The following is a 26,018-nucleotide window of genomic DNA, read 5'->3' as shown; positions in this document are numbered from 1 at the left end:
AGTCTAAACTAAATACTATAAGTCGCCCTTTGAGAAAAAAGACATCAATTCACTTAAAGAAGATCAGAGACAGGTACATCTGGTTGAATAAGAAATTCCAGAATACTAAGTAGCACTTACAATTAATAGATCTACAGTAAATAGACATTGGCGTTATAAGTATGAACAGCAAGACAGATTATAACGTTACTTTGGTCCACTTTACGGAAGTTAAAAGAAAACGAGGCTATTATAGAAGATATTTTTACTCACCTAGATTATATCAAAAGCTATTTATAAAACATTGAAACAAGACTAGCATCACCATCTTGATAGAGCTCTAACCCTTGTTAAAGCAAACCATATTAGAAGTTTAAAAGGGTTTTACTAATTAGATTTTGAACCTTATATTGTAAGGTTAGACAAATGTTTCTTTTTTAAAAGAACTGTCACTTTCATTCCTTTACACATAGAAATTTATCAAGACTTTAAACAATTGACTTATATATCTTAGAACTAAACATATTGAGGTTTTAATTTTTTCTCTAGAATATAAATATTAATTTTACTGAAAATTATTCATAATGATAACATCAGATCAAATTAAAGATCTCAATACACGCCTCGATAAACTTAGGCACTATCTTTGACATAGATGCTAAATTAATAGAGATTTCTAACGAAGAGGAACAAACCTTTGATCCTAACTTTTGGAACAACTCAAAGGAGGCCGAATTAATCATGAAATCCTTGAGAACAAAGAAGGCTTGGGTTCAGGATTATAAAACATCTCAAACGCTTGTTGAAGATTTGGAAGTTGTTTATGAATTCTTTAAAGAAGATGAAGCTACTGCAGAAGATGTACAAAGCAGATTTGACAAAGCGTTATTACTTATAGAAAAATTAGAGTTCAAAAATATGTTATCTGAAGAAGGTGACTCGCTTAGTGCTGTGCTTCAAATTACTGCTGGTGCTGGGGGAACAGAATCTTGTGATTGGGCTAGCATGCTCATGCGTATGTATTTAATGTATGCTGAAAAAAGTGGATTTAAAGTCAAAGAACTCAACTTCCAAGGTGGTGATGTTGCTGGCATTAAAACCGTAACTATAGAAATTGAAGGCGATTATGCCTTTGGATGGCTTAAAGGTGAAAATGGTGTTCACAGATTGGTAAGAATTTCTCCTTTTGATAGTAATGCGAAACGTCATACAAGTTTTGCTTCGGTATATGTATATCCTTTAGTAGATGATACTATAGAAATTGATATCAATCCTGCAGATATAGAAATTACTACTGCACGTTCAAGTGGTGCTGGTGGACAAAATGTTAACAAGGTTGAAACCAAAGTACAATTAACTCACAAACCAAGTGGAATACAAATTTCATGTTCTGAAACACGTTCGCAACACGATAACAGATCCCGTGCTATGCAAATGCTAAAATCTCAGCTTTACGAAATAGAGTTACAAAAGCAATTAGCACAGCGTGATGATATTGAAGCTGGAAAAATGAAGATTGAATGGGGAAGTCAGATTAGAAATTATGTGATGCATCCTTACAAATTGGTTAAAGATGTGCGTTCTGCGCATGAAACTGGAAATGTAGATGCAGTTATGGATGGTGATATTGAACCGTTCTTAAAAGCGTATTTGATGATGATGGGACAAAAAGAGGAGAATCCAAACCAGTTATAATTTAAATAAATAAGACTCTCGCTTTCTCGGGAAACAAATATGATTACAATACTTCACAACCCAAGATGTAGTAAATCTAGAGAAGGATTAAGCCTTTTAGAAAATTCTGGCAAAGATTTTGGAGTTATAAAATATTTGGATGAGCCAATTTCCGAAAGCGCGTTGAAAAATATCATTTCACTTTTAAAGATTAAGCCCATTGAATTAGTTCGTAAGAATGAAGCCATTTGGAAATCTGATTTCAAGGGTATAACGTTATCAGATGCTCAAATTATTAAAGCTATGGTAAGACATCCAAAATTAATAGAACGTCCAATTGTTATCAATAGTAAGAAAGCTGCGATTGGTCGTCCACCACAAAACATATTAAACATTATTTAATTAAAAAAAAATGAAAACATTACTTATCTCAATTTTTTGCTCTGTTATATTTATTAGCAACGGATTTTCTCAAGCTGCGGAAGAAAAGCAACGACTCAAATACGAAGCTGAAATGGAACAGAAAAAAAAGGAATACATCAATGATTTTGTTACTACACTAAAAGTTGATGATTTTCAAAAAGAAATAATAAAACAACAAATGGAGTCCTATTTCGAAGAGTTCAAAAAAATCAATATGCTTGGACTGCAAGAGTTTGAAAGAAAAACATATGTTCAAAATTTAGACGACTCTCACTTTTCTGACTTAAAAGCAATGATTACTGAAGACCAGATGTCTAAAATCATGAATGCACTGAAAGGCAAATGGGACCCTAAAGAAGAAGAAAAAAAGAAAAAACGTAAGAAGAAAAATAAATCTTAGTATTTTGAACTTCAATTAATGTGTAAATAACTAAATTAAGAGTCACTCTCTTGTCTAATAAACGATCTAATAGCCAACAGGAGGATAAGTTTCTCATTAAAAAAAAGCATAATTAAAAACAAAAAAGGAAACCGACTTGGTTTCCTTTTTTTAGTTTATTTAAATTAAACGTTTTATACCCTAGTTGCAGTATCACGCTTAGCTTTCTTCTCTTCTTTAATTTCATTTAAACGCTCAATAAGCGAACCACCTATCCAATAAGGAACTATAAATGTGATGAGAAAAATCATCAACCAGAATCCTAAAGTTAAGATACCTAAAAAAGCTAAAAATCCTAAATATTGATCAAATTCAAACATGTGTTTATTTTTTGTTATCGCAAAGGTATAATAAAGAGATTTGTTTTGCAACAGGAAATTTGAGAATTATTAACAGGCTAATAAAAAAAATTAAGAATATATATTTTAAGTTATTGCTCTTAATTTGTGGCGTATTATAAGTATCTCCTTTAGTAAATATAAACAGTAAAAAATCCACTTGGATTTCTATAATTAAGTTTGAAGAAGCAATATACTATTAGTATTTTTAATACTAAATTATTGTTTATCAAATAATTAAAACTAAACTCAAACTTAATAGCTCACTACGTAGTACTACGTAATATTAGTGTTAAGTACATCAAATAAAACTTAAAATTTAACCTATCTTTAATTTTTAAGTCTAAACTAGACTTTCATACTCCATTCACTTGAGTTGATATAAGACGACTCTTGAAAAAATTTCAACCTGATGAATCACACTGCAACTATTGTGCTAGTATTGTTGTTTACTTCAGCTAATCTGTTTGCCCAAATAGGAACTAGTTCAACAAATCAAAATACTACTGCTACCGCTATACCTTTCTTAAATCAACAACTGAGTTTCGATATTGAGGGAGAAGCTCCTGGTGATGAAAGTGGGATATCTGTTTCACTTTCAGCAGATGGAGAACGAGTTGCTATTGGTGCAAACGTTAATAATGGTGGATACGTGAGGTTATATAACTGGGATGGCTCAACATGGGTACAAATGGGATCTGATATTGATGGAGAAGCTATAGGTGATCAAAGTGGCTATGCCGTTTCTATTTCTGCTGATGGCACACGAGTGGCTATTGGAGCTCGCGATAATGATGGTAATGGCACTAATGCTGGTCACGTGCGACTATATGAATGGAATGATTCAAAATGGGTTCAAACAGGAGCAGATATTGATGGAGAAGCTGCTGGTGATCAAAGTGGCTATGCTGTTTCTCTTTCTGCCGATGGCACACGGGTGGCTATTGGAGCACGAGGTAATGATAGTAATACTGGACACGTGAGGCTTTATGATTGGGATGGCTTAGCATGGGTACAAACAGGAACAGATATTAACGGAGAGACTGCGGGTGACTGGAGTGGCTATTCAGTTTCACTTTCTGCTGACGGCTCACGCGTAGCTATCGGATCCATACTTAACACTAGTAACACTGGGCGCGTGAGGCTTTATGAATGGAATGGCTCAGCATGGGTACAAACCGGTGCTAATATTAACGGAGAAGCTGAAGGTGACGCTAGTGGATGGTCCATTTCGCTTTCTGCCGACGGCACGCGAGTTGCTATTGGAGCAGTATTTAATGCTAGTAAAGACATTAGTAGTGGACATGTGCGTCTATATGATTGGAATGGCTCGTCATGGGCCCAAGTAGGAGCTGATATTAACGGAGAAGCTGCAGGTGATTGGAGTGGCTTTTCTGTATCTCTCTCTGCTAATGGCACACGAGTTGCTATTGGAGCACTACTTAATGATGGTAATAGCGATAATACTGGACACGTTAGGCTATATGACTGGAATGGATCAGCATGGGTGCAAACAGTAACAGATATCGACGGAGAGGCCGCAGATGACTATAGCGGATCCTCTGTTTCCCTTTCTGCTGATGGCACACATTTAGCTATTGGAGCAGCCGGTAATAGTTCTTCTGCTGGGCACGTTCGAATATTTCAGTAACTTCCAATATTATTTTATATAGATTATTTACTTAAAAAAGGCGCTCAAAAAATGAGATAAAAAACTTATACATCCTCTTGAGTAGTTCCTTTTTCTTCTTTTTAGTTAGTTACCTGTTTAAATAAGAGAAGCTTAAATTAACAAGCGATTTTAATTATATCAAATTTAATATCAAAACATACTATGATTATTAGGTTCTAAAAACAGACATAAACTTTAAAATCCATACATACAAATAGTTCTTTTATATTTGTATATCAATCAAATAGACTATAAATAATTGGTTCTAATTTCCGCAGTAATAAACAAAAAAAAACCCTCCTAAAAAACAATCAAAAACCATAACTTTGCGATAATAAAAACACAACACGAATTATGGAGTTTAGAATAGAGAAAGATACGATGGGTAACGTAAATGTGCCTGCAGACAAACTTTGGGGCGCGCAAACAGAACGTTCTCGTAACAACTTTAAAATTGGTGCAGCAGCATCCATGCCGTTAGAAATTGTTTATGGATTTGCTTACCTAAAAAAAGCTGCTGCTTTCACGAATTGTGAGTTAGGTGTTTTGGCAAGTAAAAAACGTGATTTGATTGCTCAAGTTTGTGAAGAGATTTTAGAAGGGAAGCATGATGATCAGTTTCCGTTAGTGATTTGGCAAACGGGTTCTGGTACTCAAAGTAACATGAACGTTAATGAAGTTGTAGCTAATAGAGCACACCAAATTGCTGGAAAAGTGATTGGTGAAGGAGAGAAAATGATACAGCCAAATGATGATGTGAATAAATCACAATCGTCTAATGATACATTTCCAACGGGAATGCATATTGCTATTTATAAAAAAATTGTAGAGACTACAATGTCTGGTGTTATTCAATTAAGAAACACATTACATCAAAAATCAATAACATTTAAAAATGTAGTTAAAATTGGTCGTACGCATTTAATGGACGCGACACCTTTAACATTAGGTCAGGAATTTTCAGGATATGTATCGCAATTAGATCACGGTTTGAAAGCCTTAGAAAACACCCTTCCACATCTAAGTGAATTGGCTCTAGGTGGCACTGCAGTTGGCACAGGTCTAAACACACCTGAAGGTTATAGTGAATTGGTTGCAGATTATATCGCAAAATTTACAGGGTTCCCTTTTATTACCGCAGTAAATAAATTTGAAGCACTTGCTGCTCACGATGCTTTAGTAGAAACACATGGTGCTTTAAAGCAGTTAGCAGTGTCGCTAAATAAAATCGCAAATGATATTAGAATGATGGCTTCTGGACCGAGAAGTGGGATTGGCGAAATCATTATTCCTGCAAATGAACCGGGAAGTTCTATTATGCCAGGAAAAGTAAATCCTACGCAATGTGAAGCCTTAACAATGGTTTGTGCTCAGGTTATGGGTAACGATGTTGCTGTAACTGTTGGTGGCATGCAAGGTCATTATGAACTTAATGTGTTTAAACCTATGATGGCTGCAAATGTGTTACAGAGCGCTCAATTACTTGGTGATGCATGTGCAAGTTTTGAAGAGCACTGTGCTGCTGGTATAGAACCGAATCATGAAGTGATCAAACAGTTACTAAATAACTCATTAATGTTAGTTACTGCACTTAATACTAAAATTGGCTATTATAAAGCTGCTGAAATCGCAAATACAGCTCATAAAAACGGAACCACATTAAAAGAAGAGGCTGTAAACCTTGGTTATGTTACCGCTGAGGATTATGACGAATGGGTAAAACCTGAGCTTATGGTTGGCACTTTAAAATAGTCTACAAGCCACATAATTAAACGATTAAAACACTAAAAACATCCATGAAAAACTACTTTATGGGTGTTTTTAATTATATTAGCAATCTAAATTTAAAACTATGAAACTAAAATTACTCAGCTTATTTACCATCATTAGTGCTTGTGCTCTAATGAATGCTCAAACTACTTTTGAGCCAAAGGTTACTATTGATTCCGATACAGGTGACAATCCCTACACAATGGCAACGGGACTTATTGATGATGATGCCTTTTTAGATATTATTGTTGGTACAGATGTTGACAATACGCTTATATGGTATAAAAATAATGGGGATGAAACGTTTACAAAACAAACCAATACTCCAAATACTATGGCCGGAGTTGGCGGACTTAAATTGGTTGATTTAAATAATGACACGTTTGTCGATATTTTAATTACTGCCTACTCATCAGATTTTGTGGCATGGTATGCTAATGATGGACTGGGAAACTTTGGTACTGAGCAAATTATCGCTACTGTACTTGGTGCTAGTGGTTTATTTGTTGGAGATATCGATGGGGATACAACTCCAGATGTTGCAGTAACATCTTACGATAATAACGAAGTTGTCTGGTTTGCAAATAATGGCTCTGGTGTTTTTGGAACCGCAAATTTGATAGATAACACCTTATCAAGTCCTGGAGCTGTAAATATGAAAGATATTGATGGTGACGGTGATTTAGACGCTTTAGTAGCTACTGCGGTTTACGATGGTAACGATGTTGTTAAAATTTTCACTAATAATTTTGTTCCTAGTGGTACAGTTTCATTTGCTGATGACATGCCTACTGTTGCAACAGGAAAGACAGGCATCTTTAACGCCACTTTTGAGGATCTTGATGGAGATGCTGACTTAGATATTCTTGTTACAGAAATATCATGTGGTGGTTGTGTCGTAGGTAATTTATATTGGTATGAAGATAACGGTTCAGGTTTTACAGAAACAACGTTTACAACATCTATAATAAATCCATCTGTAGCTCAACATCAAGATTTAGATAACGATGGCTTAAAAGATATTATTTTAAGTAGTGGTTCTTCTGGTGCTGGAAATGATATTGTTTGGTTTAAAAACAATGGTGGTACCTACGGAAGCGAGCAAATAATTGATGCAACTTCTAGTCAAGCGTTTGTTTACAACGTTGCAGATTACGATGTGGATGGAGATTTAGATATTGTCAGTTGTGCATACAACCAAGATCAACTAAACTATTTTGAGAATTTAAGAGTCTCAAAAACAAATGCCTTAATTTTAACTGGAGTTTTTGATGGTTCTCTCGCTGGAGGAACACCAAAAGGTGTTGAAATATTTGTTACAGAAAATATTCCAGATTTAAGTGTATTTGGACTAGGAAGCGCAAATAATGGTGGCGGAAGTGACGGACAAGAATTCACATTCCCAGCAGTTGCTGCAACAACAGGTGAATACATTTACATATCCAGTGAAGATCCACAGTTTGCAGCTTTCTTTGGACAACCAGCAGATTACACAAGTACAGCAATGGGTATAAATGGTGATGACGCAGTTGAATTATTTGAAAATGGAGTAGTCATAGACACTTATGGAGATATTAATACTAATGGCGATGGTGAAGTTTGGGATTATACAGATGGTTGGGCTTACAGAGTGGATGTTACAGGTCCTGATGGTGCTACTTTTGTACCCGGAAACTGGACGTACAGTGGTATAAACGAGTTAGAAGGAGGAACAGATAATGCATCTGCATCGACTCCTTTTCCTATTGGAACATACGCAGCGACATTATCGATAACTAATGTGAACTCTACTGCTAGTTTTAGCATGTATCCAAATCCAAATAATTCAGGAATTATTAATATCAACACCTATTATACTGGAGATATGAAATTAGAGATTTTCGATGCTTTAGGTAAAAGCATCCTGAGTGAAAAGCTAACCAACAATACAGTTGATATTTCGGCTTTAAGCCCAGGTTTATATCACGTTAGTTTGACCCAAAACAATGTAATTACGAACAAGAAATTGATAGTTTACTAATACTTGAAATTAAAATATATTTATACTTGATTGATTTTTTTAGTATAAATAATGAATCTTAAAAAGGTAGCAATATACAATTGCTACCTTTTTAATTTTTACTATTTTAGACCTACTATTACGTCCAATTTGTTTGAAATAAAACTTACAGATGATAAAGTGCTATTAATTATAAAAATATTCATGCATGTCTTTACTCATTACCAACATTAAAGAATTACTACAAGTAAGAGAAACCAACGTTACTATAGTAAAAGGAAAAGACATGAAAATCTTGCCTACACTAAAAAATGCTTATGTTTTTATTGAACATGATACTATAGTAGAATATGGTAGTATGGAGGATTGTAATAACATTGAAGCAGATGAAGTGATTGATGCGACAGGTAAAATTGTATTACCTACTTGGTGTGATTCTCATACCCATATTGTGTATGCAGGCGACAGAACGCAAGAATTTGTAGATCGTATTAATGGTCTTTCTTATGAAGACATTGCCAATCGTGGTGGAGGGATTTTAAATTCTGCAGAAACGTTACAAAACACCTCAGAAGATGATTTGTACAATCAAGCTTCCAAGCGATTAACCGAAGTTATAAAATTAGGTACAGGTGCCATAGAAGTAAAATCCGGTTATGGTCTCACAATTGAAGCAGAACTAAAAATGCTTCGTGTTATTAAGCGATTAAAACATAACTTCCCAATTAGCATTAAACCGACATTATTAGCAGCTCATGCACTACCAAAAGCGTTTAAAGACGATAAGAAAGGATTTATTGATTTGGTTGTTAATGAGATGATTCCAGCAGTTGCCAAAGACAACTTAGCAGATTATATTGATGTCTTTTGCGAGAAAGGCTATTTTAATCTAGAGGATACTGAACGTGTTTTAAAAGCAGGAATAGAACATGGCATGACGCCAAAAATACATGTCAACCAATTTAATGCTTTTGGAGGTGTTGCACTTGGCGTTAAATACAACGCACTTTCTGTAGATCATCTAGAAGAACTCAATAGCGTTGATATTACGGCTTTACAGCAGTCTAATACGATAGCTGTGGCGCTTCCGTCATGCTCGTATTTTTTAAGTATTCCTTACACTCCAGGTCGAGCAATTATAGACGCGGGATTACCATTGGCTTTAGCCACAGACTACAATCCAGGCTCTACACCTAGTGGAAATATGAATTTCGTAGTTTCTACGGCATGCATTAAAATGAAATTAACGCCGGAAGAAGCCATAAATGCAGCGACTATAAATGGCGCATACGCGATGGGTATTTCTAATCTTTACGGAAGTATTTGTAGAGGAAAAAAAGCCAACTTGATTATTACTAAGAAACTTCCTAGCTACTACCACTTACCTTATGCTTTTGGTGATAATGCTATTGAAACTGTTATAATTAATGGTGAGAAATTTTAATTTGTCTGAAACTAAAATACTTTCAAAATGAATCGTAAAAGAAATTGTTCAGTTGACCTTTAACAAGTTTAGGAAGATAAGAGAATTATATATAGCTCAACTTTCTCAATAATTTATAAATAAAAAAAACCCGGAAGCTCAATTGAACTTCCGGATCTATAACCTAAACTATATTATATTTATCTCAGTGTAAATTCTGAAGATGAAATCAATTCTTTGTTATTAAATACGTTAACAATATAACGCCCTTTTTCAAAGTCATCATTTGGAGCAACGAACTCACAAATATTCAAATTCCTATTTTCATAATTAAACTTGCTAATTAAGCTATAATTTAAAACCGTGTCATCAAATTGGATTTGCTCGTTAGAACCTAACACATTGTTTTTAGGGTCTAAAACCTGAACATATAATTCTTTATCACCAGCACCAACTAATCTATTTTTAGCAACCGTATAGCACACTCTAATTTTATCACTACGACCAGCTCTTTCTGTAGGTATTAATTTACCTGAGCTTCTCTCTATAACCCCAAACCCCTTAAGATCTGTTGTTTGTAAAACAGCTGCATTTTCTACCACTTCTGCTAATTGTGAATTTTGAACTAACAGTGAATCTGTAAAGACTGTACGTTCTGCTAATTGCACATTTGTACTATCTAAAGAAGACGCTAAAAATGAGTTTTCAACTTTGAGATTATCATTTTCAGTCATTAAAACAGTCATTTCCTCCTGCAAAGCCATGAATTTCTTTTTGTATCTCCATAAGCTACTTACACTATTTTGAGAAATTTTCAATGAATCCATTAAACCTTGAATTCGCCCTCTAGCTTCTTCTAAACGCTCATTAGAAACTTCATTATCAGCAATAGCAACATCATATTGTTTAGCCATTGTACTTAAATCTGCCATTACTTGCTCCTTTTCACGAGTTAAAGAGGCTTCGTTTTCTTTTTTCTCGTTGTAAAGTTTCGATGTATAAAACCCGGTACCTAGAAATAATACAACTAATATTCCTAAAGCAATTTTTAATCCTGTACCCTTACTATTTGAATTTTCCATAAGTCACTTTTTGTTTAAATTATTTTAAAATTTAATATTCCAATTTTAGTTAGTAGTTATTGAAGTTGAAAATAAAAAAACTGTACTTTTATTACGCCAAAATTAATCATTTTTGTTAATGGATAACTTAAAACTTTTTACAACTTCAGAATTAAATTTAGTTCTGAAAAAACGCCCCAAGGAAACCAAACTAGGAGAACATATTGTATTACTTCCAAACTTCAATGATATATACGAGCAATTGTTAAAATTAGACGTCACCTATGTTGTTTTTGGCATAAAAGAAGATATAGGTGTCTTCTCAAACTACGGTAATGCTGGAACTTCAAACGCTTGGGACGCCACAAAGAATATTTTTTTAAACACGCAAAGTAATGCGCATACCTATGCTAAAAAGATAGCAATTTTAGGGAGTTTAGAATTTCCGAAGTATCAAGAGTTACTCAACCAATTAGATCAAAACAATAAGAAAGATATTGCAAAAACACGTAAAAAGGTTACTAAAATTGATGAAGCTGTCTCCTACTTAGTCTCACAAATCGTGAGTGCTGGTAAAATTCCAATCATTATTGGAGGTGGTCATAATAATGCCTACGGAAATATTAAAGGCACATCACTAGCGCTTAAAAAATCTATCAACGCTATAAATTTTGACGCTCACCACGATTTTAGAGCTGAGGAAGGTCGTCACAGCGGTAATGGATTTAGTTATGCTTATGCTGAAGGGTTTTTAAAATACTATTTCATTTTTGGTTTGCATGAAAACTATACGTCTGATACTATTTTTAAAACATTAGAAAGGCTCAAAGCTATTCAATACAATACGTTTGAAAGTATGATGGTAAGAGGGGAAAAGTGTTTTGACGCTGAAATGGAGAAAGCCAACGAACATATCTCATCAAAACACTTTGGCTTAGAAATAGATTGTGATGCTATACAAAATGTTCCAAGCAGTGCGATGACTCCTAGTGGGTTTTCAGTAAATAAAGCAAGAGCATTTGTAAATTATTTTGGAAAACAAGAGCACGTGTCGTATTTACATATCTGTGAAGCTGCACCTACCAGAGAAACCGAAACACAAGTAGGTAAACTCATCTCATATCTCATCACAGATTTTATTAGAGCACATGAAAGCATTTGAGATTATACCGTTTGATCATAGATATGCGAAAAGCTTCTATGATTTAAATATAGAGTGGCTACAAACGTATTTCTATGTAGAGCCCTTTGATGAGGAAGTCTTGAGTAAGCCTGAAACTTATATCATTAATAAAGGCGGTCATATCTTTTTCGCAAAATCTGATGATACCGTTTTAGGTACTGTAGCTTTGATGCCAACGAATGATCCTTTCGTTTTTGAACTGACTAAAATGGCTGTTTCACCACATCAACGTGGACAAAAAATAGGACAACAACTACTCCAACATTGTATTGATTTTGCGAAAGAGAATAATTTTAAGGCACTCATGCTTTACTCTGCTACCAAATTAGAGAATGCCATTTACATTTATAGAAAATTTGGATTTATCGAATTACAACTAGAGACGGCTTGTCCTTATAAGCGAAGTGATATTAAAATGGAGCTAAAATTGTTGGCGAATATCATTCCTGTCAATACAGGAATCTAATGATATGTTCAAAAATAGATTCTTCAATACGTGCGAAATGACAAGCTCATAGAGAACCTGTTAAGATGATATCTAACTCGCGACAATATTTTGTATCGTCTTCACATAAGGCTACCAAAGTCGCTATCAACAATTGATTTACATTTTCATCATTAGGATAAATTGCTTGAGCTAACTTAAACTCAGAATACGCGCCAACTAAATTATTCTCTATCCATCTATTTTTGTCAGCTTTCATTAAAAATTGATATGCAATTTTATCAGATTGCTGATTGCGTTTTTCTATAGGGTTTCTTCTATTATAATTGTAATTAGTAAACTCGGGAACTTTATAATATAAACCAAATGTAACTAATACAACTAACAGTAAACTTAAACCAATATAAACTTCTCTCTCGTTTTTTGAAGGTTGGAGCTTAAACTGTCTATTAAATGTTATGAGTGTTTTGTCTGTTGTTCGTCGCTTTCTTTTAAAAAAAACTTTTTTTTGGTCGTTCTTTATTAGTCCAAGAAATCTTATTAAATCCAGTATAAGCTCCATAATTTATTTTACTTATACGTCTAATAATCAATGCTTTTGTTACTAAAAACCGATAAAATAGTATTATGGATTCCGCATCAAGTGCAGAATAACACAACCTTTACTTCTGATTTTCATCTAAACTCTTTAAAGAATCTAACTTACGCTGTAATGCTTCTATTTCCGGAGTGTTTTTGTTTACTTTAGGAATTACAGTCAACGAATCTACCATTTTTTGCAAATCTTCATCTGTCATCTCGTTTTCATAGTAATAACCAATCCCCTCACTTGCTCTCCAAGCTTCACTTAGTTGGTTATACACTTCTCTATCCCAAGTACTAGGATGCTTGACATCAATCCAAATAACATCCCGATACTCACTATCAATCAATACTAAATCTGGAGTTGCAGAGCCATCAAATTGTTTTGCCTCGGTATCACTGATTGCAGATATAGTTCCTAAAAAGAACATGCGTTTTCTACCTGCAATATCTTTTATATAAGGTCTGAATTCAACAGGTGTGTTTGCTGTCCAATCTATTTCTTTTTTGGATTCCTTAACTTTTTGCGGCATGGCAGAAACCCCAGCATACCCTTGCTTTTTTGAAGCATGATCATAGTAGTAAATTTCATCTCGTCCATCTGCCGGAATAAATACGCTATAACTTAAACTGGTGCGCTCATCACCAATAGGTTCTAAGCCAAACCAGTGGTACAAACCACTATAAGCATCACTTTCTGAACCTGCAAAATCGAAATCGGTAACATAAGGTTGTTGATTTTGATCTTTTGGCATTTTTGGAATTTTAACCGCTGTTAACATATTCCAAGGTAAGGGATCACTAAATCCTCCAAGAAATTTTAAAGACTCCGCTTGTAAACGTGATACTTTTTCAGCTAACGTATTTTGTTTGGTTAAATAGGGATAGTTCTTTGTTTCTTCGGGTGAAATATAAGTTCCTTTGCCAATAGCGATACGTTCTAAATAATCATTCATATCGTGCTCACCATTCTCAATAACCATGACACCTCCAAAACTAGGATACGGAAAGAAAAAACCTTTCCATTTTATTAAACTCACCACTTGAACCCATTCTCCAGAATCATTTTTCATATAAAATGTATCACTAGGTTCATAATTGACAAGCATCCATGGATTGAAACGCTGTACTACAGCATTATAAGTGTTGCGGCTAAATTTTAAAGTTTCCCCAATTGAAAAGGTTACCGGAATTCTATTTTCATTAGAAAAACGAGGAAAAGGTGTTGTACTAGAAACCGAAAACACTTCTTCTGTATTATCACTTATTTGCTGAAATGTATAATTCTCTGACGGTTGAATAGCCATCGTCCATTTGTTTTCATTCTCTACACGCACTAAATGTGGCAGAGATATATCTTTCGTCTCACCAACGCTCTCATTGGCCATCGTGAAAATATTTTGTAAGGGTTGAATACGTTCATTTTGTGTTACTGGCAATTCATTAATTTCAACTTTATTTAAATCATTAAAAACGTTGTATGTTTTCATATAATCATACATCTTAAAATGCCATCCAGCGCTATAGATTAAACCAAAAAACAACATGAGTAATGCCAGAATACCTAAGCGTTTTCCTGTACTAGCAGAGTTACGAAATCTTCTAAGTCCAAAAAATAAGACCACCAGACTTAATAGAATGATGAAGATATATTTCCGAAGAAATAATAATCCAGGTTGGTAATCATCTCTAAATGCAAATAATGCAATGAGTAGGATTAAACCTAATAAGATGGTTATAAATTTTTGCTTTGCTCCCTTGTTCCAGTATGATTTTATCATAGTATCCTGTTGTCATTGCAAGTCACACTTTTTATAGTGTTATGGCAATCTATGTATTAGTTTTAACTATTTAATAATGAGATCCTGAAACAAGTTCAGGATGGTAATACTTATTACATTAAACCCTTATCCTTCAAACGGTCCCGAGCCGATTTCTCTTCAACTTTGGATTTAGGTTCCGCTTTAATTTCTTCTTTAGCCTCTTCAACAGCCTTAACATCCCTGCTTTTTAAGTCTTCTATGAAGTCTTTACCTTTTTCAACTGCGTTATCAAACTTACCTTCTAATGATTCGCTCTGCTCTTCTAAAACCTGTCCCGACCTCAATACTAAATTAGCGACATAGGTACCTATTAAAGTTCCTGCAGCAAAAGAAGCAAATGCAGAAATCCCTAAGTAACTTCCAAATATTGAAATTGGGGTAAAGAACTCCACAATCAATGCGGCAATTAAAACGACAGTAACCACAAAAATAAGACGTGGTAAAAATGCTTGCTGATAGATAAATCCTTTTTTACTATCTGCTGCCATTTGCAATTCTTTACTATTCACCAATTTATTTACAAAACGGTACATCCCGTTACCGTTGGATTCTCTCCAATACAAGAAAATTCCGAATAAAATGGCTATGATAAAGATTATAATGTCTGCTCCCATAGTTTAAAAAGTTAAAAGTTGGAAGTACGAATTTTGAAGTGTCGCACTCAACTTAAATTAATATTATTTTATTTTGTCATTCTGCGCTGCGAAGCAGAATCTATTTTATTTACCAATCGAAGGATAGGCCATTAGTAACTGCTATCTATCACGTAACTTCCTTTTTTGTTTGAAATGATTTAAGTAAAATATTGATGGTAATTACCGTTCATAATTTTCAAGACTCCGCATCAAGTTCAGAATGACAACTATCTACTAAAGTTAGTCTAAAAAATCAAATATTGTTACTAATTGTTTCAATCACCCAGTCTTTTAAAGAATCATCCCAAGTTATATATTGTTTGTAAAACTCTTCTTTGTCATACCAATATAAAAACAAAACATCTTTTGGTGAGATATTAACCAACAGCTTCCAGATCAAATCTTGATGTTTTGGATGCAAACTTGAATGTGGTTCATGCATCGCTTCAAATAAATCATCATCTACAATATCTGATATTTTATATTGATTACTTGTTTCTAACTTTTCTAAATAGCGCTCAACGCTCATGACCTTTTTACGAGTGTCGATGTCGACTTTATTTAAATAACTTTTAAATAGTAATGGATCACTAAGAATATCTCTTATTGGATGTTGGGTGTCTTTTAAATATCGAGCAAACTCAAATTTCTTAATGCGTTCATAGCGTTTTGTTTTCACTATATCCTCTAAATCATAGGCAATTATGATATGATCCCGAAGCTTTTCCATAAGTTCGGGTTGTGAAACATGAAAAACCGTAACCTCATGAAGCGTATCTTTTATGGCCTCTTTATACCATTTCATATCTTCAAAAACTACTATTGGTGTAATAAAATCACGAAGTACATAAACACCTCCAAATGATTTGGTATAAAATGAATCTGTAACAAAATTTACAACACTGAGATTTAAATCGCGCTCCCGTAAATCACCATATTTGTTAGCCGATTTTAATAACTCGTTATGTAAATCCTCGTCAATAAAATTATTTCCAATTTTAAATGTCGAAATAAGCTTTAATTGCTGCTCTCTAATATGATCTAGATTATCAATAAGATGAAATTTTATAGATACTATATGATATTTAAGTACGTCTAGAGGCTCATAAAACGCATCTATACTTTGATCAAAATCTATACAAATAGCAGAATCTCTTGTAATATCATTAATCTTTTCTCCATGAACTTTAAAAACTTCTAGCATCATAGCCCTATCAAACGTATGATATGGCATATATACTGGTTTCTTGTTTTGTAATGGAGAAATGATAATACCATGAGGATTTGATTCTCCATTACACAAGTAATTACCATTTGCTTTTTCTTCAGCTACTTCTGGACTCCAACCAATACCATCAATATGAAAATGAGTGAGCTTAGTCTCAGTAAAGCCTAATTTCTTAAGGCATTTATTATAGCGCTCCACTAATTTACCACTTACGCGAATTAATTCACTTCGATATAAATTTGCTGCTTTTAGTTTTTTCATCTTTAGTTCCTGCGAAAGCAGGAATCTTTTAATTATAATTCACACCGTTTTAGTTAAAATAAAACAATTGTTGATTCTATTTTAGTCTCTTTCTCCAAACTGTTCTCTTGCTTCTGTTTCAACATTTAACTGATTAATTCTAGCATCGACTTTTCGTTTAAAATCTGTATCTGCAATAGTTGCGACATTGTCTAAATAACGAACAACTTCTTGTCGGCGAATTTCAGAAAAATCTAATCCGTTCATATTGCCGCGCATTAACTCTTGAAGCATATTAAATTTAGTATCATAATCTTTCTTGAAATAGATTTCAGGATTTGAAAACCAATCCTCCTCTAAATCAAAATCTGTTAAACGTAACGATACCGCACTTTGTATATTCCTCACATCACGGGACGAGAAGAATGGAAATATCCTCTGGATTTCCTTATACAAATTAGCATAAAACAAATGATCTGTTGATTTATACTGCTTTTCTATTTTGTCATAAACGTCTAAAACACGCTCCTCTGTTGGCTTATCAGACACATTAAATATTTCTCCCATATTCTTTGCGAGACCTTGATCTTGCAAATAGCTGTAGTTTTCTGGACCATGCATATTTACAAAATCTGGCATGGTTGCATCTAACTTTCGCCACCATAAATGATCCTGATCTAAAAAGTCATGTTCCGTTTGTGCACCATCAATTTTAAATCGGCCTTGTACACGAGAAATAACCGCCTTATCCAACATTTCTGGAAGATTTGTAAATAGACCGATAGCGCTATTTCCGTAATTAACAGCATAAGCACCTTCTGTATATCTTAAAAACACACCAATGACTTCTTTTACACCTGCGGAAACACCCTGTGCTGTACGTTCTTGCAAATTGTTTTCAGCATCATCTATTGGAGCAAAAATTAATTTAGAAGGGTCTTGCATCGGTTTCATCCAATCCACCATTTTTTCTGCGGAACCACCTTGAAACGTTGAAATCAACGTATCTGGCATGGGGTGAAATAAAAACGGAATATCTAAATTATCTGAGTGTTCTTTTAGTCGCGTTGCAATAGCAGCAATCAACATGCTTTTTCCAGTACCCGGAATTCCGTAACCCATAAACACCGGCATAAAACCACCAAGCTCTTGAAACGGATTCTTCTTAGCTTCAAAATCATAACTCAACATACGCTCGGTCAAACGACGCGCAAAATGTTTTGCATCTCTGTTACCTACAATTTGCTCAAACCGTATGTTATTAAATTCTACGCTTTTTGCGGTACCTTGAAATACATTATCCCAACCTGAAACGGCAAATTCTGAATGTTCTAATTTGTAAGTTCTGTCGGCAATAGTCTCTATATACTCCAAACTCCCTTTTCGCATTTGAATTTCGGCAATTAGTGCTTCAAAATAAACGACTGTAAAATCAATGACGTCTTGATCTGTTTTTATGATTTCTGGATGCCCCAAATATTTATCATAGTAGAATAATGCGCATGAAACCCCCTTTAATGGTGTCATCAAGGACACCTCTGGAATTCCCGCAAACTTATTTTTCATGACGCTTAAATCGTCAGAGGCAACCCTCTTTAAATCATGTAGTACTTTGTATGCAGTAGCAAACAACATAAACGCCGTACTGGTTTGCATTTTACTTTCATACTCACGTTTTCCAGAATTATCTAAAGCAGGTTTGTTTTCTAACAAACGAGATAAACCAGAAGAATCATAGAAGCTGTCCTTAATCCATATACCTAAGGTAATTCCTTCTTGAACCGCATACAACGTTTGATTTAAGTGAAGTGGAATTGCTATAGACTCTGGCAACAAGCGTTTCTTAAGTTCTAAAATCGTTTTTGATACAGAAGTCACGTCAGCTCCTCCACCATTTCCACTCGCACGAGATAAGTATAATAATATGGACTCATCTTTAGCGTCTTTATCTTTGTTTTTTGCGCGCTGACCTTGCTCCCATTGAATACTTTTTATATAGGATGTCGCTTCATCACGAAGCATATCGAGTTCATTTTGTTTTATAGGGAAAGTTGAATTGTGCTCCATAGGCTTGTTATCTGTTGACATTTTAACTCTTACGAGTATGTTTTATTTTAATATTTCAAAAATCTTTAAAAATCATCTCATAATAGAATACATAATACCGAACACTAAAATGAGCAAAAATATTATACACCCTACGCTTCCTTTTTTTTCTTCTTTTTTAAGTGCTTTTTTAAAATGAACAGCGTTTTTCTCAGATAAAAAATAACCTCTCCATGCATTCTCAGGAATCGATAGACGCCAAACAGTATTGCACGTTATACATCTATATAAACATTCAAAAGGACCATCATTTTCTATATCACTTTTATGTAAAATTAGGTCGCCACTTTCTATTCTTTTATTTAATTCAATTTCAAAGACATCAAAATCCTTATATGCTATAAATTTTTCATATTCAATATCAAAACAACTGCTACACATTTATCACTTCATTTTCAAGTCTGCAATTTGAATAGGTGCTTTCGCCAAATTATTCATAATCTCAGGTGTTTTATTGTACAGTAGTTGTATGATTCTATGTGGCGCAAATACATAACGTTGTCTAGAAACAGCATCCCATTTTTGAAACGTTTGTTTATTAAAGAAACTACCTTCCTTAAATTCACTTTGTGATTTTACTTCATCAATTTTAAACGAAATAGCATACGACTCTAAAGGGATTGTCTTTTCTGCAATGCCCTCTAAAATTGCATGTGTCACTTTATTTTCATCTTTTGCAAACACATTATGAATAGGTCCTAAATCAACACGTTTTATGAGCTTAGGAAATAATTTCGGGATGCGTTTATCAATCCCGTAAGCCATCGTATCCATAGCCATTTCTCGATCTGCAACTGTTTTTAAGGCGTAGTAAATCTCGTCTCTATCGTTTTGCGGATTCCCATCATAGTTAAAATACATATAGTTAATAAACGGTCTGTTATGTGACACGTCATAAAAACTCCAACTCACCATAAACTCTCCAGGAGAACCTTGAGGTGCTTCAATAATTTTACCTTGTACAAATCGATTAAAAATATATTCTTTTTTTGCAGAAGAATAATATACTATTGATGCTGCTTGAAACAATTTGCGTTTAGCAATGGGTTCTTTCTTGCGCAGTAAGGTATCTAAAAATTCATCTTTTATTACTTCAATATTGGTGAGCTTACCTAAATAGTCGTCACGAAGTTCTAAATCATTAAATAAATAACGAAACTCTAAATAATTAGGAAAACCAGAATCGGTTAAATCCACTTTCATATTACCCTCTTCGTCATACATGTATTTTACACGCATCGCTTCTATAGAATATAATAGTAGATCTGAATATTGCTTAAATAGTAAAATCTCTTTCTCTTCTAATATTTTCTTTAGTTGGACAGCTACAATGAGTTCCTTGAGTGCAAAATCGACCATTTTATGGTAGAATACATATTGCTCTTTTGAGTCTAAAATTGCAGAATCTAATGGTGTTACAATCATACTTTTTTCGCTCTTAGCTTTCTGCTATTGGCAATTAGCTTTAAGCTAACTATACGTTTTATAAATTAAATTTTTCTTTACAAACGTGTTTGTCTGTTGTAACTGCCGTTGTTCCGTTGTCTGAATTTTTGATTTCTTGAATCTCAGTAAATTCTTTATGGTCATTAGAATCTTTGATAAATAAGATTGCCATAACGGATATTAAAATTATTACTAAAGAAAAAATGAGTGTTTTTTTCATAACTGCTTACTTTGTGAATTCATGATCTTGCTTTCTATCCCATTTTCTTTTAATCATAAAAATTAAAAGGACTACTAATATTGACAAAACAGACTGTATTAAAGATTGTTTAATGTCTGAGTTATAAAGAAAAAAATAATTTATAACTGTCATCATAAGAAAAAATACTATTATGAAAACAAGTAACGTTTTATTACTGTTATTTTTATTCATTTTATCTATTGTCAATAAAGTCTAAACCGCCTTAAGGATTGAGGCATTTGTTGAAGCTCCTCGAAGAGAGCGACTGCCGAAAGCCTGACCCAATTTTGCCATTGAAAGCAAAATTAGGTAACACCCAAAATCAACAACCTCAGTGACCACTTTTTAAGATAATAAATCATCTTCGTCGTTTGCTTCTGGTTTTGGGTCACCTGCTGGTTCTCCTCCTCCATCACCTCCTGAAGGAGCATTAGCATCTGCCGCATAGTAATCTTCAAAAATCTCTTTCATATCGATACCGTAACGCTCTGCAAAATTCTTTTGAATTGACTTATCCTTCTCTCGAATTTCTTGTAAAGCCTCTGCATAACTACCATAGACGCCTTGCATCACTTTTTCGTGAACTGGAATATTATCCATCATTTCTTGACGTGCTTTAGCACTTGCAGTATGCATTGCTGCTAACGTTTCGCCAATATGCTCATCTGTTTTAACACCTAAATGTTCTAAAATCGCAGCGAATTCTTGATCTGTACGTGCTTTTAATGCTACGATATAACCATCATAATATTTAAGACGCTCATCGGTATCACTTTTTAATTTTGCACGATGTGTTTGTAAATTACTGCGTAATGAGGTTAATACTTTAATCGTTAAATTATGCTTATGTACAAAACTATCTTTTGATGCTGCAAGTGTTGTATAAGCGTTTTTAAGACCTTCTAACTCCTCTACTTTTTGCTCAAGTGTTGTTACTTTACTTAGGGCTTCAGAATATGCTGTTGTTTGCTTATCTGCAACTTCTTCTAAGGCTTGACGCGCTTGTTTGAGTAATGCGTATTGCTCCTCTAACTTGTCTTCTACTTCTTTTTTCTTTTGAAGCGCTTTTGTGTGATTATTACTCGCTTCTAAAATAGCAGTCTTTAAACTTTCTTCTACCTCCTTGATCTCAACTTCTCTATCTTTTAAACGTTTGATGGCAGCCTGACTTTTAAATGACAATTCATTTAGTAGTGTTTGTACATCTGCAGTTTCAATACGTTGTTGAAACATAGCCTTAGCTTCATTATCTGCAGCATCTCTAACTTTTTGAGCATCTTTTAGCTCTTGCTCTGCTTCTTTGATTTTAGCTTTTCTTCCAAAGAGATTGTTCCAAAACGTATCTGGCTTTGCGTTAGCATCTTCCAATTCTACTTTTGCACGCTCTAAACGTTTGATAGCATCATCAATAATTTTTTGTTCACCTAAATTTAATGCCGAAAAACCTTCAAACATAATTCCTACCTCATCTTGGTAATCGGTCAAGTCTTTAATCGCATCCAATAATGTAGAACGATCTTTCTCTGCCATACCAACAACATTGTCTAACGTGGCATTCAGAATTTTTTGACGACTTTCTGGATCATCTTCTTGAGCGAGCTTTGACTTCATTTGGTCAATAGCTTTTCCCCAATTGACATCTACTTTATCAGCTTTCTCGTTAATATTTGTTTCTAATAAATCAAAATCATCAGACATATTATGTTATGTATTTTAATATCACTTCTCAATTGAAATAACTTATCAGTAAGAACTAATATTGGTTGAACAATCTTTAGGACTAGCAATTTCGTTAAAAAATATGATTTTAAAAACTTAAACCGCCTAAAATATAAGTAGTAAAATTTAATATTTTGTTACAAAATACTTTCGTATTTCAATTATTATTATCTTTAAAATCTTAAAATATATAGCTATATGAAATATTACTTATTACTACTATTTCCCTTGAGTTTAACAGTTTTCTCTTGTAAAAATGAATCGAAAGACCGATCTATTAATTCGCTGGAAACAAGCGTAGGAGGTTTAGTTACTGAAACATCTTCCGCAGAAAAAACCTTACGTATTAATCCAATATCACATGCAACCATGATTTTATCTTATGGTAAAGATGATATTTATGTGGACCCTACAGGAGGTCCTCAAGTGTTTGAAGGCTTCTCTGTTCCTGAAATTGTTTTAATTACAGATATCCATGGCGATCATATGGATTTTGAAACTCTCAAAGCCTTAGATTTATCTAATGCTACTGTAATCGGGCCTAAAGCTGTGGTTGATCAATTTCCCGAAGATCTTAAAATTGGAACTTTTGTAACTCTCAATAATGGTGATTCTATCACAATAAATGGACACTTATTTGAGGCAATCCCAATGTATAACTTACGAGAGGAGGCTTTAAAATATCATTCTAAAGGTCGCGGAAATGGATACATATTAACAATTGACGGCGAACGTATCTATATTTCAGGTGATACAGAAGACATTCCTGAAATGAGAGCTCTCAAAAATATCGATAAAGCTTTTGTTTGCATGAATTTACCTTATACAATGACTGTAAAAAGTGCTGTTAGTGCTGTTTTAGAATTTAAACCAAAACAAATATATCCCTATCATTATAGAGGAACAGATGGTTTTAGTGACGTAGAAAACTTTAAAACATTAGTAAACCAAGCAGATAAAGGTATAGAAGTTGTCCAATTAAATTGGTATCAAAAATAGACTTATGAACTATTTAAAACGGTTTTGTTAATAAATTATACCGATGAAGTGTGTTTTATTATAGATAAAGCGTTCTTATTATGATATATGTTGTATATTTGACTTCCCAATCATTTTAAACCTAGCAAGATGCTAAACACCTATATCTCAAATATCTCTCTTGTAAGCACGATGCAACTTACTATAGTTCTCATCGTTACAGCTTCCATATTTTTAGTATTTATTGCTGTTGCAATTATCAAAATGTACAAGCTAAAGGCAGAAAATAAAAAATTACTTGATAGTAGCTTTTACAAATCTGACGTTGAAAAAAGTTATCAAGATTTTACAGAAAGTCATTTGTACGATAACAACAATTAGTTACAATTTCACATATCACAATGTTTGTAATATTAACTTTGATTATAATTTTAAATACATTTCAGATTATAGAATAGGGTTTTAACCTATTTAGTTACACAAAATCACAAACAGGAAAATAAAACACACGTTGTTTCTAGCTCATTATAAATGAATGTAATAGAATTCATTTTTAGATTATCTTACCAGCTTCTTATACTTAATTCTCTTAGGCATTAAATCTCCTCCCAAGCGTTTTTTCTTATTTTCTTCATAATCTGAGAAACTTCCTTCAAAGAAATAGACTTGACTATCACCTTCAAACGCTAAGATATGAGTACAAATACGATCTAAAAACCATCTATCGTGAGAAATAACTACTGCACATCCTGCGAAGTTCTCCAAACCTTCCTCTAAGGCTCTTAACGTGTTAACATCAAGATCATTGGTAGGTTCATCTAAAAGTAAGACGTTACCTTCTTCTCTGAGCGTCATCGCTAAATGTAAACGGTTACGCTCACCACCAGATAATAATTTAACGGCTTTATTTTGTTCGCTACCAGAGAAATTAAAGCGGCTTAAATAAGCTCTAGAATTTACCTGCTTTCCTCCCATAGTTACTAACTCTTGCTCATCACTAAAGTTTTGCCATATAGATTTTTCAGGATCTATATTAGAATGTTTTTGATCTACATAAGCCAGTTTAGCTGTGTCTCCAACTTTAAACTCACCTTTATCTGGAGTTTCCTCTCCCATGATCATTCTAAAAATCGTTGTTTTACCTGCTCCGTTTGGTCCAATAACACCTACAATACCAGCCTGTGGTAAATTAAAGTTTAAATCTTCGTAAAGCAACTTATCATCATACCCCTTACTGACACCAACAGACTCAATAACATTAGTTCCTAAACGAGGGCCATTAGGGATATAAATCTCTAATTTTTCATCCAGTTGCTTTTGATCTTGACTCATCATTTTGTCGTAGTTGTTCAAACGTGCTTTTTGCTTTGTTTGACGACCTTTAGCACCTTGACGAACCCATTCTAGCTCACGTTCTAAAGTTTTTTGACGTTTAGAAGCTGTTTTACTTTCTTGGGCCATACGTTTAGATTTTTGATCTAACCATGAAGAATAGTTTCCTTTCCAAGGAATACCTTCTCCTCTATCGAGTTCTAAAATCCAACCTGCAACATTATCTAAAAAGTATCTATCATGAGTTACTGCAATAACAGTCCCTTTATATTGTGCCAAATGATGCTCTAACCAATGTACAGATTCTGCATCCAAGTGATTGGTAGGCTCATCCAGTAATAATACATCTGGCTCTTGAAGCAGTAATCTACAAAGTGCAACACGGCGGCGCTCACCACCAGAAAGTACACCAATTTTCTTATCACCATCTGGAGTACGCAAAGCATCCATAGCAATTTCTAATTTAGTATCTAGTTCCCAAGCGTTAGCTGCATCAATTTGATCTTGCAAAACTGCTTGACGGTTCATTAGCTTTTCCATTTTGTCTGGATCACTATACACTTCTTCTAAACCAAACTGGTCATTGATACTATTATATTCATCGAGAATAGCGACTGTTTCTGCAGCACCTTCACGAACAATTTCCATAACTGTTTTTTCATCATCTAATTGTGGCTCTTGTTCTAAAAAACCTACAGAATAATCTTGAAGAAAAGTAACATCACCTTGGTAATTTTTATCAACTCCTGCAATAATCTTTAGTAAGGTTGATTTACCAGATCCATTTAAACCTAGGATTCCGATTTTTGCTCCATAAAAGAAACTTAAGTATATGTTTTTTAAAACTGGAGTTTGCGCACTTTGAAATGTCTTTGTTAAACCAGACATTGAGAAAATCACTTTTTTATCGTCAGACATGTGTTGTAAAGTTGTTAAATGGTTTGTTGTTCAGTTGTTTCCACTTTAGCTAAAATTTTAGTGGTCTTGATATTATTAATTTGGTTTTTGCACTTCAGTAAAACGGTTTACTGCGATTGTACACTGCAAGCTAATGTTGTGAATTTTCGGTATCTCAGCTACACTCTACCCTTTAAAGCGTTAAAGACCCATGCAATACAGAAAAACCCACCACCAACAGCAGCAAAGCCCCAACCAGCTACGTCGTCATATCTAAATGCGCCTAAAGCGATTAAACTTAATCCTACTATTATCATTATTGTGGTAGCCCAAGCCAACACCGTATTTTTATTCATTGCCATAATTCAATTGTTATTAAGGGAAT

At 33.9% G+C, this 26,018-nt stretch carries 24 protein-coding genes; 11 read left to right on the top strand and 13 right to left on the bottom strand.

Annotation, left to right across the window (positions count from 1 at the left end):
• Positions 1-563: 563 nt before the first annotated feature.
• From prfB to H593_RS0104015, 3 genes are all read left to right on the top strand, one after another.
• A protein-coding gene (prfB, locus tag H593_RS0104025; protein ID WP_147231674.1) for a peptide chain release factor 2 occupies positions 564-1,674 on the top strand; the annotation gives its coding sequence in 2 pieces (ribosomal slippage) (positions 564-626 and positions 628-1,674; 1,110 coding nt in all).
• 39 nt (positions 1,675-1,713) lie between these two features.
• Positions 1,714-2,055: an arsenate reductase (glutaredoxin) gene (arsC, locus tag H593_RS0104020; protein WP_028871252.1), complete on the top strand. Its 342-nt coding sequence runs from the start codon at positions 1,714-1,716 to the stop codon at positions 2,053-2,055.
• 10 nt (positions 2,056-2,065) lie between these two features.
• A complete protein-coding gene (locus H593_RS0104015; RefSeq protein ID WP_028871251.1) occupies positions 2,066-2,476 on the top strand; it encodes a hypothetical protein in 411 nt (136 codons plus the stop codon).
• 173 nt (positions 2,477-2,649) lie between these two features.
• Here H593_RS0104015 and H593_RS0104010 read toward each other — a convergent pair whose 3' ends face one another.
• Complete coding sequence (locus H593_RS0104010; RefSeq protein ID WP_028871250.1) at positions 2,650-2,835, bottom strand: ATP synthase subunit B family protein; 186 nt, start codon at positions 2,833-2,835, stop codon at positions 2,650-2,652.
• A 430-nt stretch (positions 2,836-3,265) separates the two neighbouring features.
• Between H593_RS0104010 and H593_RS0104005 the strand changes: the two genes are divergently transcribed.
• The 4 genes from H593_RS0104005 (at position 3,266) to hutI (ending at position 9,738) form a co-directional block, all read left to right on the top strand.
• Complete coding sequence (locus H593_RS0104005) at positions 3,266-4,504, top strand: WD40 repeat domain-containing protein (RefSeq protein WP_028871249.1); 1,239 nt, start codon at positions 3,266-3,268, stop codon at positions 4,502-4,504.
• A gap of 375 nt (positions 4,505-4,879) precedes the next feature.
• Positions 4,880-6,277 carry a class II fumarate hydratase gene (gene fumC, locus H593_RS0104000; RefSeq protein ID WP_028871248.1) on the top strand — a complete coding sequence of 466 codons (1,398 nt, stop codon included), beginning with the start codon at positions 4,880-4,882 and terminating at the stop codon, positions 6,275-6,277.
• 100 nt (positions 6,278-6,377) lie between these two features.
• Positions 6,378-8,315 carry a T9SS type A sorting domain-containing protein gene (locus H593_RS19855; protein WP_051229615.1) on the top strand — a complete coding sequence of 646 codons (1,938 nt, stop codon included), beginning with the start codon at positions 6,378-6,380 and terminating at the stop codon, positions 8,313-8,315.
• A gap of 187 nt (positions 8,316-8,502) precedes the next feature.
• Entirely contained in the window at positions 8,503-9,738 is a 1,236-nt protein-coding gene (hutI, locus tag H593_RS0103990) for an imidazolonepropionase (RefSeq protein WP_028871247.1), read from the top strand.
• 179 nt (positions 9,739-9,917) lie between these two features.
• On the opposite strand, the gene H593_RS0103985 is transcribed toward hutI, so the two are convergent.
• Positions 9,918-10,799, bottom strand: coding sequence for a hypothetical protein (locus H593_RS0103985; protein WP_028871246.1), 882 nt, complete (start codon positions 10,797-10,799; stop codon positions 9,918-9,920).
• Positions 10,800-10,917: 118 nt separating this feature from the next.
• On the opposite strand from H593_RS0103985, the gene H593_RS0103980 reads away from it, so the two are divergent.
• The gene (locus H593_RS0103980; RefSeq protein ID WP_028871245.1) at positions 10,918-11,940 is read left to right on the top strand and encodes a formimidoylglutamase; all 1,023 of its coding nucleotides are present in this window, start codon (positions 10,918-10,920) and stop codon (positions 11,938-11,940) included.
• Complete coding sequence (locus H593_RS0103975; protein ID WP_028871244.1) at positions 11,927-12,427, top strand: GNAT family N-acetyltransferase; 501 nt, start codon at positions 11,927-11,929, stop codon at positions 12,425-12,427. The genes H593_RS0103980 and H593_RS0103975 overlap by 14 nt, the downstream gene beginning before the upstream one ends.
• 46 nt (positions 12,428-12,473) lie before the next feature.
• On the opposite strand, the gene H593_RS0103970 is transcribed toward H593_RS0103975, so the two are convergent.
• The 9 genes from H593_RS0103970 to H593_RS0103925 all read right to left on the bottom strand — a co-directional run bounded on the left by H593_RS0103970 (position 12,474) and on the right by H593_RS0103925 (position 22,405).
• The gene (locus H593_RS0103970) at positions 12,474-12,968 is read right to left on the bottom strand and encodes a hypothetical protein (protein WP_028871243.1); all 495 of its coding nucleotides are present in this window, start codon (positions 12,966-12,968) and stop codon (positions 12,474-12,476) included.
• 100 nt (positions 12,969-13,068) lie between these two features.
• On the bottom strand, positions 13,069-14,769 hold the full coding sequence (locus H593_RS0103965) for a hypothetical protein (protein ID WP_028871242.1): 1,701 nt from the start codon (positions 14,767-14,769) through the stop codon (positions 13,069-13,071).
• 113 nt (positions 14,770-14,882) lie between these two features.
• Positions 14,883-15,425: a hypothetical protein gene (locus H593_RS0103960; protein ID WP_028871241.1), complete on the bottom strand. Its 543-nt coding sequence runs from the start codon at positions 15,423-15,425 to the stop codon at positions 14,883-14,885.
• A gap of 274 nt (positions 15,426-15,699) precedes the next feature.
• Positions 15,700-16,935 (bottom strand): DUF6638 family protein, encoded by a 1,236-nt coding sequence (locus H593_RS0103955; RefSeq protein ID WP_028871240.1) that lies wholly within the window; start codon positions 16,933-16,935, stop codon positions 15,700-15,702.
• An 81-nt stretch (positions 16,936-17,016) separates the two neighbouring features.
• Positions 17,017-18,981 (bottom strand): AAA family ATPase, encoded by a 1,965-nt coding sequence (locus tag H593_RS0103950; RefSeq protein WP_028871239.1) that lies wholly within the window; start codon positions 18,979-18,981, stop codon positions 17,017-17,019.
• 72 nt (positions 18,982-19,053) lie between these two features.
• Entirely contained in the window at positions 19,054-19,401 is a 348-nt protein-coding gene (locus H593_RS0103945; RefSeq protein WP_028871238.1) for a hypothetical protein, read from the bottom strand.
• 3 nt (positions 19,402-19,404) lie between these two features.
• A complete protein-coding gene (locus H593_RS0103940; protein WP_028871237.1) occupies positions 19,405-20,445 on the bottom strand; it encodes a hypothetical protein in 1,041 nt (346 codons plus the stop codon).
• 58 nt (positions 20,446-20,503) lie between these two features.
• The gene (locus H593_RS20715) at positions 20,504-20,686 is read right to left on the bottom strand and encodes a hypothetical protein (RefSeq protein WP_147231677.1); all 183 of its coding nucleotides are present in this window, start codon (positions 20,684-20,686) and stop codon (positions 20,504-20,506) included.
• A gap of 366 nt (positions 20,687-21,052) precedes the next feature.
• Positions 21,053-22,405, bottom strand: coding sequence for a coiled-coil domain-containing protein (locus H593_RS0103925; protein WP_028871235.1), 1,353 nt, complete (start codon positions 22,403-22,405; stop codon positions 21,053-21,055).
• Between the two features lie 219 nt (positions 22,406-22,624).
• Here H593_RS0103925 and H593_RS0103920 point away from each other — a divergent pair, with 219 nt between their 5' ends.
• Positions 22,625-23,425 carry an MBL fold metallo-hydrolase gene (locus tag H593_RS0103920; protein ID WP_028871234.1) on the top strand — a complete coding sequence of 267 codons (801 nt, stop codon included), beginning with the start codon at positions 22,625-22,627 and terminating at the stop codon, positions 23,423-23,425.
• Positions 23,426-23,554: 129 nt separating this feature from the next.
• The gene (locus H593_RS0103915) at positions 23,555-23,785 is read left to right on the top strand and encodes a hypothetical protein (RefSeq protein WP_028871233.1); all 231 of its coding nucleotides are present in this window, start codon (positions 23,555-23,557) and stop codon (positions 23,783-23,785) included.
• Positions 23,786-23,962: 177 nt separating this feature from the next.
• Here the strand turns inward: H593_RS0103915 and ettA are convergent, their stop codons facing one another.
• A complete protein-coding gene (ettA, locus tag H593_RS0103910; RefSeq protein ID WP_028871232.1) occupies positions 23,963-25,654 on the bottom strand; it encodes an energy-dependent translational throttle protein EttA in 1,692 nt (563 codons plus the stop codon).
• Positions 25,655-25,812: 158 nt separating this feature from the next.
• Positions 25,813-25,995 (bottom strand): CAL67264 family membrane protein, encoded by a 183-nt coding sequence (locus H593_RS0103905; protein ID WP_028871231.1) that lies wholly within the window; start codon positions 25,993-25,995, stop codon positions 25,813-25,815.
• Positions 25,996-26,018 lie beyond the last annotated feature (23 nt).

It is taken from the genome of Psychroserpens burtonensis DSM 12212, assembly GCF_000425305.1.
GTDB lineage: Bacteria > Bacteroidota > Bacteroidia > Flavobacteriales > Flavobacteriaceae > Psychroserpens > Psychroserpens burtonensis.
Note: the sequence above shows the minus strand (reverse complement) of the source record. Positions and strands in the feature narration are given on the sequence as shown.